The 17447-nt window shown below is 39.9% G+C and carries 13 protein-coding genes; 9 read left to right on the forward strand and 4 right to left on the reverse strand.

What is annotated here, in order from left to right; translation table 11 throughout:
* The first annotated feature begins 115 nt into the window (after nt 1-115).
* Both O0V13_RS08655 and O0V13_RS08660 read left to right on the forward strand, forming a co-directional pair.
* Nucleotides 116-2188, forward strand: coding sequence for a S9 family peptidase (locus O0V13_RS08655; protein ID WP_268034582.1), 2073 nt, complete (start codon nt 116-118; stop codon nt 2186-2188).
* Between the two features lie 174 nt (nt 2189-2362).
* Complete coding sequence (locus tag O0V13_RS08660) at nt 2363-3145, forward strand: hypothetical protein (protein ID WP_268034583.1); 783 nt, start codon at nt 2363-2365, stop codon at nt 3143-3145.
* A gap of 90 nt (nt 3146-3235) precedes the next feature.
* Here O0V13_RS08660 and O0V13_RS08665 read toward each other — a convergent pair whose 3' ends face one another.
* Nucleotides 3236-4756: a glycoside hydrolase family 43 protein gene (locus O0V13_RS08665; RefSeq protein WP_268034584.1), complete on the reverse strand. Its 1521-nt coding sequence runs from the start codon at nt 4754-4756 to the stop codon at nt 3236-3238.
* A gap of 233 nt (nt 4757-4989) precedes the next feature.
* Between O0V13_RS08665 and cysS the strand changes: the two genes are divergently transcribed.
* From cysS to O0V13_RS08700, 7 genes are all read left to right on the forward strand, one after another.
* Nucleotides 4990-6483, forward strand: a complete 1494-nt coding sequence (gene cysS, locus O0V13_RS08670) for a cysteine--tRNA ligase (RefSeq protein WP_268034585.1) — start codon at nt 4990-4992, stop codon at nt 6481-6483.
* The gene (locus O0V13_RS08675) at nt 6473-7450 is read left to right on the forward strand and encodes a M28 family peptidase (RefSeq protein WP_268034586.1); all 978 of its coding nucleotides are present in this window, start codon (nt 6473-6475) and stop codon (nt 7448-7450) included. The genes cysS and O0V13_RS08675 overlap by 11 nt, the downstream gene beginning before the upstream one ends.
* 76 nt (nt 7451-7526) lie before the next feature.
* Entirely contained in the window at nt 7527-8552 is a 1026-nt protein-coding gene (locus O0V13_RS08680) for a LacI family DNA-binding transcriptional regulator (protein WP_268034587.1), read from the forward strand.
* Nucleotides 8553-8734: 182 nt separating this feature from the next.
* Nucleotides 8735-12181, forward strand: a complete 3447-nt coding sequence (locus tag O0V13_RS08685; protein ID WP_268034588.1) for a ThuA domain-containing protein — start codon at nt 8735-8737, stop codon at nt 12179-12181.
* Nucleotides 12182-12238: 57 nt separating this feature from the next.
* Nucleotides 12239-12793, forward strand: coding sequence for a GNAT family N-acetyltransferase (locus O0V13_RS08690; protein WP_268034589.1), 555 nt, complete (start codon nt 12239-12241; stop codon nt 12791-12793).
* A 56-nt stretch (nt 12794-12849) separates the two neighbouring features.
* Nucleotides 12850-13446 (forward strand): DUF2911 domain-containing protein, encoded by a 597-nt coding sequence (locus O0V13_RS08695; RefSeq protein WP_268034590.1) that lies wholly within the window; start codon nt 12850-12852, stop codon nt 13444-13446.
* A 116-nt stretch (nt 13447-13562) separates the two neighbouring features.
* Nucleotides 13563-14660 carry an acyltransferase family protein gene (locus O0V13_RS08700; protein ID WP_268034591.1) on the forward strand — a complete coding sequence of 366 codons (1098 nt, stop codon included), beginning with the start codon at nt 13563-13565 and terminating at the stop codon, nt 14658-14660.
* Nucleotides 14661-14673: 13 nt separating this feature from the next.
* Here O0V13_RS08700 and O0V13_RS08705 read toward each other — a convergent pair whose 3' ends face one another.
* From O0V13_RS08705 to O0V13_RS08715, 3 genes are all read right to left on the reverse strand, one after another.
* A complete protein-coding gene (locus tag O0V13_RS08705) occupies nt 14674-15093 on the reverse strand; it encodes a hypothetical protein (protein ID WP_268034592.1) in 420 nt (139 codons plus the stop codon).
* A 6-nt stretch (nt 15094-15099) separates the two neighbouring features.
* Nucleotides 15100-16137 carry a proline iminopeptidase-family hydrolase gene (locus O0V13_RS08710; protein ID WP_268034593.1) on the reverse strand — a complete coding sequence of 346 codons (1038 nt, stop codon included), beginning with the start codon at nt 16135-16137 and terminating at the stop codon, nt 15100-15102.
* Nucleotides 16138-16249: 112 nt separating this feature from the next.
* On the reverse strand, nt 16250-17416 hold the full coding sequence (locus O0V13_RS08715; RefSeq protein WP_268034594.1) for a Gfo/Idh/MocA family protein: 1167 nt from the start codon (nt 17414-17416) through the stop codon (nt 16250-16252).
* Between the last annotated feature and the right edge of the window lie 31 nt (nt 17417-17447).

Below are 17447 nucleotides of genomic sequence, written 5' to 3' on the forward strand. Positions count from 1 at the left end.
AATTCTTAAGAAAATCAATAATTCAAGATTTTTCCAGCCTCCCATGTATTTAGGCCAGCAATTCAAATTAAAAACCCTTATCATCGTAGCTGAATAAATTTAACCCAAATAGAAAATGAAGAATATGTTCTTCCTAGCAGCCGCATTGGCTGCTACAGTTTCTGTTACTCAAGCCCAGGACAAATTGAAAAACATGCCTGGTTATGAGCAATATCAAAAAGTAGCACCTCAAATTTATACCGCAGTAAAATCCGGGGCTATCTCAGCTAAGTGGAGTGAAGACGGTAGCTCTTTTGAATATTCCCAAGACGGGAAACTCTTCAAATTTGATGTCAAGTCCAAAAAGGCAACCGAAATCGGTGACGCTCCAAAGCCTGAACCGAGAAGAAGAACAGGTCCTGCAAGAGGTCGTCAATACGATTCAGCGATTTCTCCAGATGGCACATTCAACGCTTTCACAAAGGACAGAAACATGTACCTCAGCAATGCTGATGGTTCAGGCGTAGTTCCTTTGACGACAGATGGAAACGAGACCAATCAGGTAAAATACGGGATCGCAACCTGGGTTTATGGAGAGGAATTGAGACAAAATACCGCCATGTGGTGGTCTCCAGACAGCAAAAAGATCGCTTTCTATCGATTTGAGGAGAAAGATGTCAAGAAATACTATGTCCTTTTGGATCAATTGAGCTTATATGACTCTTTGGAAATCGAAGCATATCCTAAAGTAGGTGAGCCAAACCTTCCTGTAGATTTGATGGTCTATGATTTGGATACCAAAAAGCTTACAAAGCTAGACACCAGAGACGGTAAGCCTTTCCAAGACGGTGAATTAGGAACCTACATTTACGATATCTCCTGGACCCCTGACGGCAAAGAATTGCTTTTCCACAGTACCAATAGACTTCAGAATGTAATGGAGCTTCGGGCTGCCAATCCAGAGACAGGAAAAAGCAGAACTGTAATCCGTGAAGAATGGCTTCCGAGTTGGGTAGATAATTCTCCAGAAATGAAGCCTCTGGATAATGGCACTCAGTTTATCTGGGCCTCAGAGCGTAGTGGTTTCAAAAACTATTACCTATACAATTACGATGGAACTTTGGTAAGTACTATTACCTCCCATCCATTTGAGGTTGCAGGCATTGTAAAGGTAGATGAGAAAAACGAGACACTTTACTACATGGCTAGGAGTGGCGACAACCACATGAAAATGCAGCTTCACCGAGTGAATTTTGATGGAACTAAAGATGTCCGTTTGACCGATCCAAGTTTAAACCACAGCGTTTCTATCTCTCCAAATGGAAAATATTTTGTGGATGTCGCGCAGGCTCATGATGTAGCTCCTTTTACCAATTTGATCGATGCTAAAGGCAAAGTAGTGGCTGAGTTGGAGAAAAGTGACATGAGTAAATTCGAAGAACTTGGATTGAAAAAAGTGGAACATTTCACTTTTTCCTCTAAAGATGGAGTAACCCAATTGGATGGTTTGATTCACTTCCCTTCTGATTTCGATCCTAGCAAAAAGTATCCGGTTATCTTGAGCAACTACGGAGGGCCAGCAACCAATGCATTCCGCGAAACTTTCGTTTATCCTGATCCTTTGACTGAGTATGGGTTCTTGGTATTGAACATTGATGGAAGAAATGTAAGAGGGCGAGGAAAAGAGCTTTTGGACCAATTGTATGGCAATTTGGGCTTGGTGGAAATGGATGACTTTGCTGAAGGGGTAAAATCTCTTCATGATCGTCCTTATTTCGACAAAGAGCGAGTGGGAGTTTATGGTACATCTTACGGAGGAACTACAGCCGCAACCATGCTTTTGAGATTCCCTGAGCTTTTCCATGCTGCTGTAGCCAACTCTTCTGTAACTGACTGGAGAAACTATGACAACATCTATACAGAGCGATTCATGGGGACTTTGGAAACTAACCTAAAAGGCTACAACAGATTCAGCTTGATGAATATGGCTGATCAATTGGAAGGCGAGTTGTTAATTTTCTTCGGTACTGCAGATAATAATGTACACCCATCCAATTCACTTCAACTGATCAAAGCATTCCAAAATGCTGGAAAAAGTATTGAAGTTCAAGTTGCTCCCGATGGAGGTCACACGGCTTTGAACAGAGACAGAATGATGGAATTCTTTATCAAACATTTAGTAACTGATTATCAAAAAGAAGTTAGATAATATATGTAGGATATAGGAAGTCAGATACCAGAAAAAGAAGCTCTTTTCAGCACATAAAGAAAAAGCCATAGTTCGAGAAATTGAGCTATGGCTTTTTAATTTTACATTATGTATCAATCCTTGAAAATCAGACGTCTATAGCTCAAATTATTTTTAACACCAAAGTGATATCTAATGAAAATCCAACAAAAATTATTAGTACTATTTTTAATAATAGCCATTATTTCTGGATGTGACTTAGCCACCAATTCAGAAGAAATAATGGAAACAGAAGACTCCCCACTTTCTTCCGTTCTACCCATTATTTCAAACCCTGAGAATTTTAAAGACAAACCTTTTAGAGTTACATACTATCAAGGGACTAACTTAATTTACATAAAAGACAAATATTATAACTCTGATGGCAATGAGGCATTAGACGTGTATTATAAAAGCTCGAACTTGGATACCGCTGGAATCACTATCTATACATATCAAAACAATTTACCCGTAGAAAAAAACAGCTACCCTTTAGTTGATGGGGAATATATAGCTAGTGAAAAATTCACATATCTCTATGATGACCAAAAAAGGCTTCTCAAAACCCTTAGAACAGATGCTACATTGTACATGAGGTATGAATACAATCAAGAAAACCAAATTGACAAAATTCTATTCAGTGAAAACACTAGCAATGTAGAAGGCTACCAATTTTATTATGATGAAACTGGAAATATAAGCAGGCAAGTATGGAGTTCTTTTTATCCTGAAGATTCTCCAATTCGGGACTGGCATTATATCTATGATAATGAAGGAAAGTTGAAATATAAATCAATCCCTACTTATCCTGATGGTGAACTTAACCCAATGTTTGTTTATCTCTATGATGATCAAGGGAGACAAATAGAAGAACAAGAATTATATCCTGAATATGGATTTGTCCTCCATTTTCGGAAAACATACGAATACCCTGAGTGAAATGAGTTTTGAATTTTTTGAGTTTTTTAAATATAGATACAAGGTATCTCAATCCACGATTTTTACTGTAGTCCAATTCAATCATAAAAATCAATAGCTCACCCCAAACTCCTCAAAAACACCTTCTTGATCTCCTGAAATAGAATCTGCTTTAACAGAAATCCCGGCCTTCATTCCCCAAGACCACCAAGCAAGATTGTCTCCAATGACATTTGTAGCTAAGTCCGTCCAAGAGTTTCCATCCAAGCTATACGAGAAAACAAACTCCTTTCCTTCCTTCATTTGGGCATTTAAATAGACTTTTTCAGAAGATTCTAACTTAATCTTTTCCAATTCTTCCCAGTTTCCTCCACTTTGTTTCCAAATAATCAAGGAATCCCCTTGGACTCCTATACCCAGATTATTGTCACGAGTCGCATAAAAAGTCAAGCTTTTCAAGGCATCACCTCCCCTTTCTACTATTGTGCCAAAAGAACCATTTGCAGCATCTGGATTGACACCCAAAAAAGCTTGAAATTGACCATTACGTTCATCTTTGAGTACCAATTTCCCATCAGAAAGCTGGTAGGACACGTTTTCAATCCCGACATCAAATCTCCAAATTGGTTTCAATTCATTAGCCTCAAAATCATCTTTGAAGTCTTGGACTATCAACCCTCTGTCAGACTCTGAATTAAAATAAGGCCAACCGCTATTATTATCCCATTCTATTTGGCTGAGTAGTACTGTCCTTCCAATAGTTGGAAAGCCAGATGATGGATAGGCATGATAGAGATAATACCAGTCCTCTCCTTTTTGAAGCGCAGTTCCATGCCCCGGACATTTCCAATTTTCATTTCCTACCAATATTGGATTCCCGTTATATTTCTCCCAAGGTCCTTCCATGGTTTTTGCCCTTGCTACTCCTACCTGGTAGTCACAATTGGCCCCACAACAAGCATTCCCGGAATAGAGCATGTACAAGTAGCCTTCATGTTCCAAAATAGTCTGTCCTTCAATTCCACCTCTTTCCCAAGAATCTGCCTCTGCTGTCACCACTTCAAAAGCTTCTCCTTCAAGACTAAGCCCATCTTTGCTCAATTTGGAACCTAAAAGCTGGATGGGCTTTCCTTCAGTCAATCCATAGGCTTTCCAAGTGATGTATAGATCTTCTCCTTCCTCATAGACGAACGCATCTATCGCTTCCTCTCCCCATTCGATGATCACCCCATGATCTTCAAAACCTTTACTAATATCATCTGTGGTCGCGACTCCTACACATGACACTCCGTCTTTTCTTCGCGCTGTGTAATAGCAATAAAACTTCCCATCCTTATAGAAAAGCTCGGGAGCCCAAAAGCTATTGATCGTCCATTTAGGCTTTTCCCGAAAAACATAATCGACAAAATCCCAATTCTTCAAATCCTTAGATTGGTATATCGGATAAAATGGCCCCCAATCATTGGAAGATCCGGTGGCATAAAAAACACCATCTACTTCAATCATACTGGGATCTGGCAGCTCACCCGGAATCACTTGCTGCTGGACAAAAGGAGTCTTTTCCTCTTGAATTGGATTACAGGCCAAAAGGGCTGCTGAAAAACATAATGTCCAAAAGGTATTCTTATCCATGTTTTGAAAATTTGAAAAGCTAAAACTCTTAAATGGTAGAAAAGTCAATTTCATTTGCGACGGTTAATTTGACAATGTAAACCCCCATTTTTCAAAATCTAATTCAAATATGATGGTTGGCAGGATTTTAGTTTTCATTTAGCCCGACAAATCCCCTATTTTGCCCATTGGTTATCAACCCTAAGCCTGAAAAAATCGTAATTCCTATTTCGTAAATCGTATTTTTGCAACTTATGAAGTCGCATCAACTGAAAATATACAATACCCTTTCGAGGGAAAAAGAAGAGTTTCAAGCCATCAATCCTCCTTTCGTAGGAATGTATGTCTGTGGTCCTACAGTCTATGGAGATGCACATTTGGGCCATGCAAGACCTGCTGTCACTTTCGATACAGTCAACCGATATCTGACCTATTTGGATTATCGAGTTCGCTATGTCCGCAACATCACCGATGTAGGACACTTGCAGGGTGACGCAGATGAAGGAGAGGACAAAATCGCCAAAAAAGCAAAACTTGAGCAGTTGGAGCCTATGGAAGTAGCCCAACAATATACCGATTCTTATCACCGGGATATGGCTGCTTTGAATACCTGGAAGCCAAGCATCGAGCCAAGAGCGACAGGTCATATTCCTGAGCAAATTGCCTTGGTAGAAGCCATTTTAGCCGAAGGCCTTGCCTATGAGGTAAACGGCTCAGTTTATTTCGACGTACTCAAATACAATGAAAGCTATAAATACGGTAAGCTTTCTGGAAGAATCTTAGACGAGCTAATGAGTGGAAGCCGTGATTTGGACGGACAAGGTGAAAAGAGAAATCCGGTAGATTTTGCACTTTGGAAAAACGCAGCTCCGGAGCACCTGATGAAGTGGGATTCTCCATGGGGAATTGGTTTCCCGGGATGGCATTTGGAGTGTACAGCTATGAGCTCCAAATACTTGGGAACTCAATTTGATATTCACGGAGGAGGAATGGACTTGATGTTTCCGCATCACGAATGTGAGATCGCGCAGGGAAATGCATGCAACCATCAAGATCCTGCCCGCTATTGGATGCACAACAACATGATCACCATCAACGGTCAGAAGATGGGAAAATCATTGGGTAATTTCATTACGTTACAGGAGCTTTTCACAGGAGATCACAAACTTCTAGAACAAGCATATAGCCCGATGACTATCCGTTATTTCATGTTGACAGCTCATTACAGATCCACTTTGGATTTCTCCAATGAAGCACTTCAAGCGGCTCAGAAAGGTTATAAAAAGCTAATCAATGGCTTAAGAATTGCCCGTTCTTTGGAATTTACGCCTGAGGCTGGAGTAGATTTGGATGAGAAGCAGATTCAGCAAATTGAATCAAGTATCAATTCTGCTTTCCGTGCGATGGATGATGACTTCAATACAGCACAGGCTATAGGTCATCTGTTCAACTTATTGAAAAAAATCAACTCCATCTTCACAGGACAATTGAAGTATTCAGCTTTGGGAGAGGAGATATTCAATAAGCTAAAAGACACCTTCATCAACTTTGTGGTGGATATTTTAGGTCTTTTGGAAGAGAAAAGTGAAGTGCAGGAACCGATGTTGAACTTGCTACTGAAACTTTACTCTGAAGCCAAAACAGCCAGAGATTATGACAAAGTGGACGAGATCCGTGCAGGATTGAAATCAATGGGTTTTGTAGTAAAAGACATGAAAGAAAAAATTGACTGGGCATATGAAGAATAGAATCTGGCTTTTAGCCTTGCTCATATTCGCTTGGGCTTGTTCTGGTGAAAAAACTACAGAATCAACCGTTCCGGAAGTAGTCGTAAAACCCTATCCCACTTTCAATCCTGATTCCGCATATGCCTATGTTGAAAAACAGGTGAGTTTCGGACCTCGAGTACCCGGTACTGCAGGACACCAAGCCACCAAAGATTGGCTTATTTCCAAATTCGAAGGTTTTGGTTGGGAAGTCCAAACCCAGGATTTCCAAGCAAAAACCTATGATGGTTTGACCTGGGATTTGAGTAATATCATCGCTTCCTATAATCCAGGAGCCACCAAAAGAATCTTATTGGCAGCTCACTGGGATACCCGTAGAATTGCCGATAAGGACACGCAAGACATTGATCAACCGATTGATGGAGCAAATGATGGAGGCTCTGGTGTAGGTGTTTTGTTGGAAATTGCTCGTTCGATCTCCGCACAAGAATTGAAACCAGATGTGGGTATCGATATCATTCTTTTCGATGGAGAAGATGATGGAGAACCAGATCATGCTTCCATGAGGAATAACTCTCAGATTTGGTGGTGCTTAGGGTCTCAGCATTGGTCCAATAACAAACATGTGCCGAATTATTCAGCTTATTATGGAATCTTGGTGGATATGGTTGGAGCGAAAGGAGCACGTTTTTTTAGAGAGGGATACTCAAGAAAATATGCCTCTGGTATCTTGAAAAAAGTTTGGGATAATGCAGCACAAGTAGGTCATTCTGCATTTTTCATCAACAGAGATGCTCCGGAAATCACAGATGATCATGCTTTTGTCAATGAATATGGACAGATCCCAATGATTGATATTATTGAGTTTTCTCCTGATTTGGGATTTAGCAGGTATCACCATACTCATATGGATAATATGGAACTGATTGATAGACGTTCCTTGCAAGCTGTAGGAGAAACTGTTTTATTTACAGTTTACCAAGAATAGGTTTACTCCTAAAGCGCTTTGATTACAAACGTTTTAGGCATTGATTGAATAGATAGTTAAGGAAACTTATTATACCATGAAAAAAGGGCATCAGGTTACTATGAAGGAAATAGCAAAGAAACTGGGAGTATCAGTTTCCACTATTTCCCGTGCTTTGAAAGATTCACCCGAATTACATCCTGAGACGAAGAGAAAGATCGTCGAGATGGCTAAGGAGATGAATTACCAGCCCAATTTATTGGCTCAGAGTCTCCGAATCAGCCGTACCAAAACGCTAGGAGTAATCGTGCCTGAAATCACGTCACACTTCTTTGCCTCTTGTATAAGCGGGATTCAAGATCATGCAAACCGCAGAGGATACAATGTCATGATCTGTCAATCCAATGAGTCCATTGAACAAGAAATTGCCAATATCAAAACTTTGGTTTCTTCTCAAGTTGATGCCTTACTGATTTCTCTTAGTCGGGAAACCAATCATTACGAGCATCTATACGAGCTATACAGTAGAGAAATTCCTTTTGTTCTTTTTGACCGCGTTCAAGAAGACATCCCTGTTTCGAAAGTTACTTTCAATGATGCAGGTGGTGCCTATCAGGTGACTCACCACTTGTTGGAGATGGGTTGCAAAAATATCGTTTATGTATCAGGACCAGAGGATCTTTATATTTCCAAAAAAAGAAAAGAAGGTTATCTGAAGGCATTGAAAGAGTATGGAATCGATGAAAACCCAGAATTTATCAAGATTTCAGACTTGACCTTGGGTGGCAATATCCAAGTTGCAAAAGCAATTGCGGAAATGAATCCAAAACCAGACGGTGTGTTTTGTATGATTGACCCAGTTGCGGTTGATGTATTGACTTATTGGAAGTCTGTTGGATTGAAAGTGCCAGAAGATATAGCCTTAGCTGGCTTCACTGATAATCCTACCGCCGCAGTTGTAGAACCGCCTTTGACTACAGTTTCTCAACCCGGGTATGAGATGGGAAAATTGGCAGTTAGTCACCTTTTGGATCAACTGGATGGTCAAGCTTCTGATGACCCGATTTCAATTGTATTAGAGACTACTTTAGTTCCCCGAAAATCATCTAATAAGCACTTGTAAAGCAGTTTTTATTAATGAATTGAGCCTCCTTTTTGTAAAATTTTAAAAAAGGAGGCTTATTTTTTTTCTTTAATGTTTCTCCTTGAAAAATTAGCTCTTTTTTGTCCTGAAAAATCCGCGAAATTCAATTACTTAGTGCAGGAAATTTGAATATCACCTCTTTTCCCCAAACTTAACCATTTATGAAATACCCAAAAAACCTAACAAACCTAGTGGTTTTGCTCCTAGTTGGTTTGCTCTGCTTTACTGGCTGTAGCAACAAAAGAGAAGGAGAACCCAAAGTTTTAATTTTCTATAAAACTGCCGGATTCGTACATGAATCCATTCCAGATGGTATTGCAGCAATTGAAAAACTTGGAGCCGAAAATGGTTTTGAAGTTGATAAAACAGACAATGCTGAGGACATCAATGAGGCAAATTTGGAAAAATATGCCGCTGTCATCTGGCTGAGCACTACTGGAGATGTCCTAAACCAATATCAAGAAGCTGACTTCGAAAGATATATCCAATCTGGAGGTGGCTATGTAGGTATTCACGCAGCTGCTGATACTGAATATGAGTGGGGATGGTATGGTAAATTAGTCGGTGGATACTTTGTAGATCACCCTGGAATCAATGATCCACATCCAAACGTTCAACCTGGAACAATTCATAAATCGGGAGTTTCTAATCCATCCGTGGACTTTTTACCTGATCCATGGGACAGAACCGATGAATGGTATAGCTATAAAAACATCAATCCCAATACGACCAAACTGTTGATGCTGGATGAAGCTTCTTATCAAGGTGGTTTTGACATGGGCGAACACCCAACTTCTTGGTTCCATGACTTTGATGGAGGAAGAGCATTCTATATTGGCGGAGGTCATACCAAAGAGTCTTTTGTTGAAGAAAACTACTTGAAGCACCTTTTATCTGCAATTGAGTATGCAATCGGAGGTAATGAAAAGCTGAATTATACTGCTGCAAAAAGCAAGCGCGTACCTGAGGAAAATAGGTTTACAAAAACTGTTTTAGCAGGGGGCGAATTCACTGAACCAACAGAGATGACCATCCTTCCTAATTTGGATATTTTAGTGGCTCAAAGAAGAGGTGAAATCCTTTATTTCAACAATGAAACGGAGGAATTGACTGAAGCAGCTAAGCTCGATGTGTATTGGCAAAGTGGAGTGCCGGGTGTGAATGCTGAGGAAGGTCTGATGGGTATCCAGAAAGACCCGAATTACGCACAGAATAACTTTGTATTCGTTTATTATTCTCCTGCTGGAGATGAGGAAATCAACAGACTTTCCCGGTTCGTTTTCAAAGATGGAGTTTGGGATATGAGTTCAGAAGTAGTGATTATGGACATTCACTCTGATCGTTATATCTGCTGCCACACTGGCGGATCAATCGCTTTTGATGCTAATGGAAATCTTTTCCTTTCCTTAGGAGACAACTCTACACCTTTCAACCAAAATGACGCAAAATATGTCTTGAACGGCTATGCTCCATTAGATGGAACCGATGGCAGAAAGCAATGGGATGCTAGAAGAAGTTCTGGTAATGCAAATGATTTGAGAGGTAAAATTCTAAGAATCAAAGTTCAAGATGATGGATCTTATACCATCCCTGAAGGAAACTTGTACCCAGAAGGAACCGAGGGAACCCGTCCTGAAATCTATGTCCAAGGAAACAGAAACCCTTATAGAATCTCCGTCGATCAAAAAACAGGCTTCTTGTATTGGGGTGAGGTTGGACCAGATGCAAACAATGATTCATTGAGCATCAAAGGCCCGAGAGGCTATGATGAAGTAAATCAAGCTAGAAAAGCAGGTAACTTTGGATGGCCATATGCCATAGGTAACAATTATACATATCATGAATTTGATTATGCTACTGGTAATCCTGGCGCTACCTTTGATCCAGCTGGCCCGGTAAATAATTCCCCTCATAATACCGGGATCAAGAAATTACCTCCTACCCAACCAGCTTTTATTTGGTATCCATATGCTGCTTCTCCTGATTTTCCTCAAGTAGGTACTGGAAGCAGAAATGCAATGGCAGGACCAGTTTACTATTCTGACATGTATACTGCCGACACGAAATTCCCAGATTATTTTGATGGCAAATTGCTTATCTATGACTGGATGAGAGGTTGGATAAAAGTTGTTACAATGGAGGAAAATGGCGACTTCTCCAAAATGGAACCATTTATGCCAAACACCAAATTCAACGCGTTGATTGATATGGAGATGGGGCCAGATGGAAGAATCTATACCCTTGAATATGGAAACGGTTGGTTTTCAAAAAATGCTGATGCAGCGCTTTCAAGAATCGATTATAACGGTGGAAACAGAGCTCCTGTAGTATCAGGTTTGTCTGTAGACAAATCTTCGGGAAAAGCTCCTTTAAAAGTTACTCTTACTGCAAATGCCAGTGACCCAGAAAACGACCCAATTTCTTACACATGGGATTTAGGTAATGGTAAAACTGAAACTACAACCTCTCCTTCTTTGACTACTACACTCGATGCTATTGGAGATTATGAGATTACTGTAAAGGCTTCAGACCCTTCAGGCTTGGAAGGCAGCAGTTCGAAGCTTCCAGTATATGTAGGGAATGTAGCTCCTGTGGTGTCCATTAAAGTGATTGGAAATCAATCCTTCTTCTTCCCGGGTAAGAAGGTGACATATGAAGTTGAAGTTTCGGATGAAGATCATCCAGAGGCAAGCTCTGACAATCAAAACTTGTATGTCGCTGCAGATTACATTGAAGGTCTTGATCAGGCTGAAGCTGACATGGGACACAAGATTATGAGTGAGGCCATGACAGGAAAAGCATTGACCCAGGCACTTACTTGTAAAACTTGTCATAAAGAAGATGAGGCTTCGATCGGCCCTCCGTTTGTCGAGGTGGCTAAAAAATATCGCCCTAATGATGTGAATTATTTGAAAAATAAAATCCAAAAAGGAGGCGGAGGAGTCTGGGGAGAAACTGTGATGCCAGCAAATCCTGATTTGAAAGAATCAGACTTAAATGCAATCACCGCTTATATTTTCTCTTTGAAAGGAGAACAAAAGCCTAGTCTTCCAGCAAAAGGAACCTTAGACCCTACAATGGGCAAAACACCAACACCAATGGGTGCTTTGATGATCAATGCAAGCTATACCGATGCGGGTGGTGAAGGAATTAAGCCTCTTTCAGGTAGCTCATCTCTGATTATGCGAGGGAATACCGTCAGCATGGCCTTAGCTGAAAACTTGGAAGGATTTACATCTATGTCATTTGAGGGAATGGATCTATTGATGGTTCCAAGTGAGCAAGGATATTTTGCAATTCCTAATATTGACATGACTGGAATTGGTTCCATCACATTTATGGTTGCATCAACCGAACCATTGTCCATTCCAGTTGAATTTGAAATCCGAGAAGGAAGTCCATCTGGAAAAGTCTTGGGTACTGGAAGCTTTATTCAAAAAAATACGGAGAAAGCTCCGGGTATGCCAATTATCAATGATACTGCAACTATACCTATTACTGGAGAATCAGATGGTAAAAAACACCCTATATACATCGTTACTAGTCCTGGTGAAGGAGGAGATTTAGGGACTTTCATCATTCTAAGCGCAGTATTTAACGCAAAATAATTTAACCGCCAACCATAAATCTAAGCCGGGTTCTTTAGAACTCGGCTTTTTTAGTCCATGGAAAAACCAATCATCCGTCAATCTTCATCAAATTCTGATTTAGAAGGAATTCTACAACTTCAGCGCGAGAATTTATTGGAAAATCTAAATCAGGAAACAATCCAAAAAGAGGGTTTTGTAAGAGTCAAACATTCACTGGAGGACTTGGAAAACCTTCAAAAAGATGTGGGCCATGTTATAGCTGTTTCAGGTGACCAAGTTGCAGCATATATCCTTGCAATGACCAAACAATCCAGGGACAAAATCCCAATGCTATTACCCATGTTTGAGCAATTTGATTCCATCCAATATCAAGGACAATTGGTTTCTGATTTTAACTACATGGCTGTAGGTCAAGTTTGTGTAGGAAAAGATTATAGAGGATTGGGACTCTTTGCTGAAGCTTACCGAGCCTATCGAGATTTTTTCAAACCAAACTATTATTTCGCTATTACTGAGATTTCTCTCAATAATAAGAGATCCCTAAGGGCTCATGAAAAAGTCGGTTTTAAAATCATCCATACTTTCAAGGACCAATACGAAGAATGGGCAATTGTACTATGGGACTGGTAAAAATTGAAAATTGGATTTGAAAAATTAGTAGCTTACAATACATTAAATCTAACCTTATGAAAAACAACAAATTCTATTTCTTGGCTTGTGCCTTCTTCTTAATCGGCTCCTTTTCTGCATTTGCTCAATTACAAACCCCTTCCCTAAGTCCTGCTTCCAGCGTATCCCAAGTAGTTGGATTCACCAAAATCAATATTGATTATTCTTCTCCAGGTGTAAAAGGAAGAAAAATATTCGGAGAAATCGAAAAATATGGAGTGACCTGGAGAGCAGGAGCAAATGCTCAAACTATTATCGAGTTTAGTACCCCTGTTAGTATAGGTGGAAAAACCATAGGTGCCGGAAGATATTCCATCTTTATTACCCCATTAGAATCAGGGGATTGGACTGTTCATATAAACAAAAAAGCTGAATCAGTATTTGCCTACATGGTAGATGGAAAAATCGATGAAGCTGCAGTTGCAAAGGATGATGCTGTTTCATTAAAAGGAAAAACCGAGAGAGGTGGTAGCACTGAAAGGTTGACCTACACCATTTCAGCTGGTGACAATAAAACTGCCATGATCTCAATGGCTTGGGAAAATATCAAAGTCACATTCCCTGTCGACACACAAGTAGACCAAAAACTGGAGCAGTTTAAATCTCAGTTTTAATATCAAAAAGCTTTTAGCCTTCCAAAATCGGAAGGCTTTTTTATTCCCCACCCATCAAATTTTATCCTTCATTTTTTCAGCATTTTTTATCTTAGATATTTCTCATTCAACCCATTATGACCACCATCAACCCAACCCAGCGATTAGTTTCATTGGATGTCTATAGAGGAATCACCATGTTTCTGTTAGTTGCAGAGGCATCATTGGTTTACGATTCTCTTTTGGAGCTTTTCAATGAAGGAAATCCACTTCACACTTTTTTTGTACAGTTTACCCATCACCCTTGGAACGGTTTGAGGTTTTGGGACCTGATCCAACCATTCTTCATGTTTATCGTGGGGGTGGCTATGCCTTTTTCTTTGAATAAAAGATTGGCTTTGGCTGAAAATCGAGGGAAAGTAACTGCTCATATTTTGAAGCGATGTCTGATTCTTTTCCTTTTTGGAACAGGCTTACACTGCATCTATTCTGGCAAATTGGTTTTCGAACTTTGGAATGTTCTGACCCAATTATCATTTACAATTTTGGTCACCTATTTCCTATTGAACAAAGGATGGAAAGTTCAGCTAAGCGTTTCTTTGGGCCTTTTAGCTTTAACAGAAATCATGTATAGATTGTATAACCCTGAAATTCCTTTTGAGCATGGAACCAATTTTGGAAACTATACTGACATGATCTTGATGGGAAAAATCAACAATGGAGGCTGGGTTGCTATCAATTGTATTCCGACTGCTGCGCATACGATCTGGGGAGCGATTTGCGGGAACATTTTACTTTCGAAGAAAGCCGATTCAGACAAAATTAAAACCATTGCTCTAGCGGGAATTGTTGCATTGATAATAGGCTTTGGACTAGATCTGGCTGGCATCACTCCTATCATCAAAAGAATCAGTACTACCGCTTTTGTTTTTGCCTCTGGTGGCTGGGCTCTATTGGTTTTGGCATTTTCATTTTACTGGGTAGATGTCAAAAACCACAGAAAGGGAATTTTTCCATTCTTGATTGTAGGAATGAACTCCATTTTCATCTATCTCTTTGCAGAAATCCTTGGCAGATGGCTGAATAGGACTGTTGGCATTTTTACCACAGGCTTTCTCTCCTGGACTGGTATGAATGAGCATCTATTGGCTGTCATTACTGCATTTGCAACATTAGGAGCATTGTGGGGACTTTGCTATTTCTTATATAGAAAAGGGATATTCTTTAGGGTTTGAATTGCCTACACAATTAAAAATGAAACAAATAAATCAAGAAAAAAATTAGCAATAAAGGTCCAAAACCAAACCAAAGGTAAATTTTGAAATATTTCTTTCGAAGAGTTTCCTCCAAAGAAACCAATGGCTCATTCGGAGGAACAAATAAAGAAAAGATCCTTCGGTGGATCAGGTAGCAGATAAAAATTAATATCCCAGCAAGGATAAGGGTCCAAATCACCTCCTTATTTTTAGATTCAAATTGATATCTAAAACCCAATTCTACCGCAAACAAAGCGGTGATAATCATTCCATACATGCTTGGAAAAATCACTAAGGTGAATAGTGCGAAATTATCACTAGATCGTGCATAATCTTCTCCATACCTTTTTAATTCCTGGGTATAAAAGAAGTTTCTAAAGTTTAAATAGTGTTTTTGGAAAAAGTCAAACATGATAATTTAAAACTTCCCTTCATCTACATCTTTCAAAAATTGAATTAAGCCTGGGAAAAAGTGTTCTGGATCATCGTATTGGGATAAATGAGAGCCTTCAGGGCAATACAAATATCTAGCATTTGGAATTTCCTGGGCCATCCATTCCATGTGTTTGGGATCCATGGTATCATGCTCTCCTCCCACCACTAAGGTCGGAATAGTAATCGTTGACAATTGATCTCGAACGTCCCATCCTTCCAAGCTAGCTCCTGGGGTAATCCCGAATTCGGAATGACCCTGCATAAAAACATAGACATTGGGATTCACCTGGGACATCATTCTGGTAATTTCCTCCGGCCATTCATCCATGGGTTTTCTCAGCACATGTTGAGGGTAATGATATTCTCCAAGCAATTCCATGTATCGCGGATTTTCAAAATCACCGCTTTTCTCAATTTCCATCACCTCCGCAAAAACTTCTGGCGGCATTTGCGGACCTAAAACCTCCTTGGCATATTTTTCATATTCATCCAAACTGGACATCATATTGCAGATAACCAACCCTTTGAGGTTATCCTGATATTTGAAAGCATATTCCATCCCGAGCATTCCTCCCCAAGATTGTCCCAGCAAATAGAAATTATCCTTGTTTAGACCCAGTTCTTTTCTGACCTGCTCTACTTCATCCACAAACCTTTCAATCGTCCAAAGACTGGAATCATCCGGCTGGTCCGAACCTGCTGATCCTAATTGATCATACCAAATGAATTCGATCCCTTCCTGAGGCAAATAGTCTTTGAAATTGGCGTATTGCTCATGAGTCATACCGGGACCACCATGAAGAAGGAGTAATTTGATTTTTGGGTTTTCGCCTACTTTCTGAGTCCACACTTTCATTTCTCCTTTTGGTGTCTGAATAGGAATCATTTTTACCTCATCAATCATAGCCTTCATCTCTCTGTTTTCAGGAATCAGGTCCTCGAGTGTATCACCTTCTTTTTCATTTTTACAGGACCAACAAAGTAAAGTGAGGACGAATAGAATTAAGTAGGATCTTTTCATAAGGTTAGGATGATTTTCAAATAAATTACTACAATTCTAAATCTTGCTCAAATTCAGAACATAAAAAAAATCCAGACTAAGTAGCCTGGATTTTTCCATTACATAACAAACCTTATACTTTTTCGACCCAATCAACTCCGGTATCTTTCCATGCTCTTTCATTGGCTGAATTGATCACGGCTTCACATACTTTTTGAGTTTCGAAGGCATCTCTAAATGTTGGATGACAAGCTTCTCCAGTCTGAAGACTATGGAAGAAATCAGCTACTTGATGGATAAATGAATGCTCATATCCGATGGAAGTGCCCGGAATCCACCATCTGTCCATATAGGGATGATCTCCGTCAGTGACGTGAATAGATCTCCAGCCACGAACGATACCTTCATCGTCATGGTCAAAATATTCTAATCGGGTCAAATCATGTAAATCCCATCTAATAGATGCATGTTCCCCGTTGATTTCAAATGTATAAAGGGCTTTATGGCCTCTTGCATATCGAGTTGCTTCGAAAAGCCCCAAAGAACCATTGTCAAAATGACACTGGAAAGTACAAGCATCATCGATTCCGACAGCTTTCTTTTCGCCAGTTCCCTGATGCACTCTCTCTTTGATAAATGTCTCAGTCATTGCAGAAACATCTTTGATCCCACCATTGATCCACATCGCAGTATCGATACAGTGCGCCAAAAGATCACCTGTAACACCTGAACCAGCAGCTGCCACATCCAATCTCCAAAGCGCATCTCCACCTTGAGGCAAATCAGGACTGATCGTCCAATCTTGAAGGAAGTTAGCTCTGTAGTGGAAAATCTTTCCAAGCTTACCTGAAGCCACAATATTCTTAGCCAAAGTCACTGCTGGGATTCTTCTGTAGTTATACCAAACTGTATTCTTTACTCCTGCCTCTTCTACGGCTTTTAGCATTCCTTCTGCCTCTTCTACAGTTCTTGCCAATGGCTTTTCGCAAAGAATCATCTTTCCAGCTTTTGCTGCTGCAATGGCGATCTCGGCATGTTTATCATTTGGAGTACAGATATCTACAGCGTCGATATCATCTCGCTCAAGTACTTTTCTCCAGTCGGTTTCATAGGATGCATATCCCCATTGCTCAGCAAATGCTTTTGCTTTTTCTTCTCGTCTGGAGCAACAAGCCTGCAATACAGGAACGTATTCATATTCTGGAAAAAAGTCTTCCATACGCTTGTAGCCATTGGTATGGATTCGGCCCATCAATCCAGTTCCGATTAGGCCAATTCTAATTTGTTTTTTATTACTCATGTTTTTTGAATTTGAAATTTGAAGATTGAGT

Source organism: Algoriphagus sp. PAP.12, assembly GCF_026652115.1.
Lineage (GTDB): Bacteria > Bacteroidota > Bacteroidia > Cytophagales > Cyclobacteriaceae > Algoriphagus.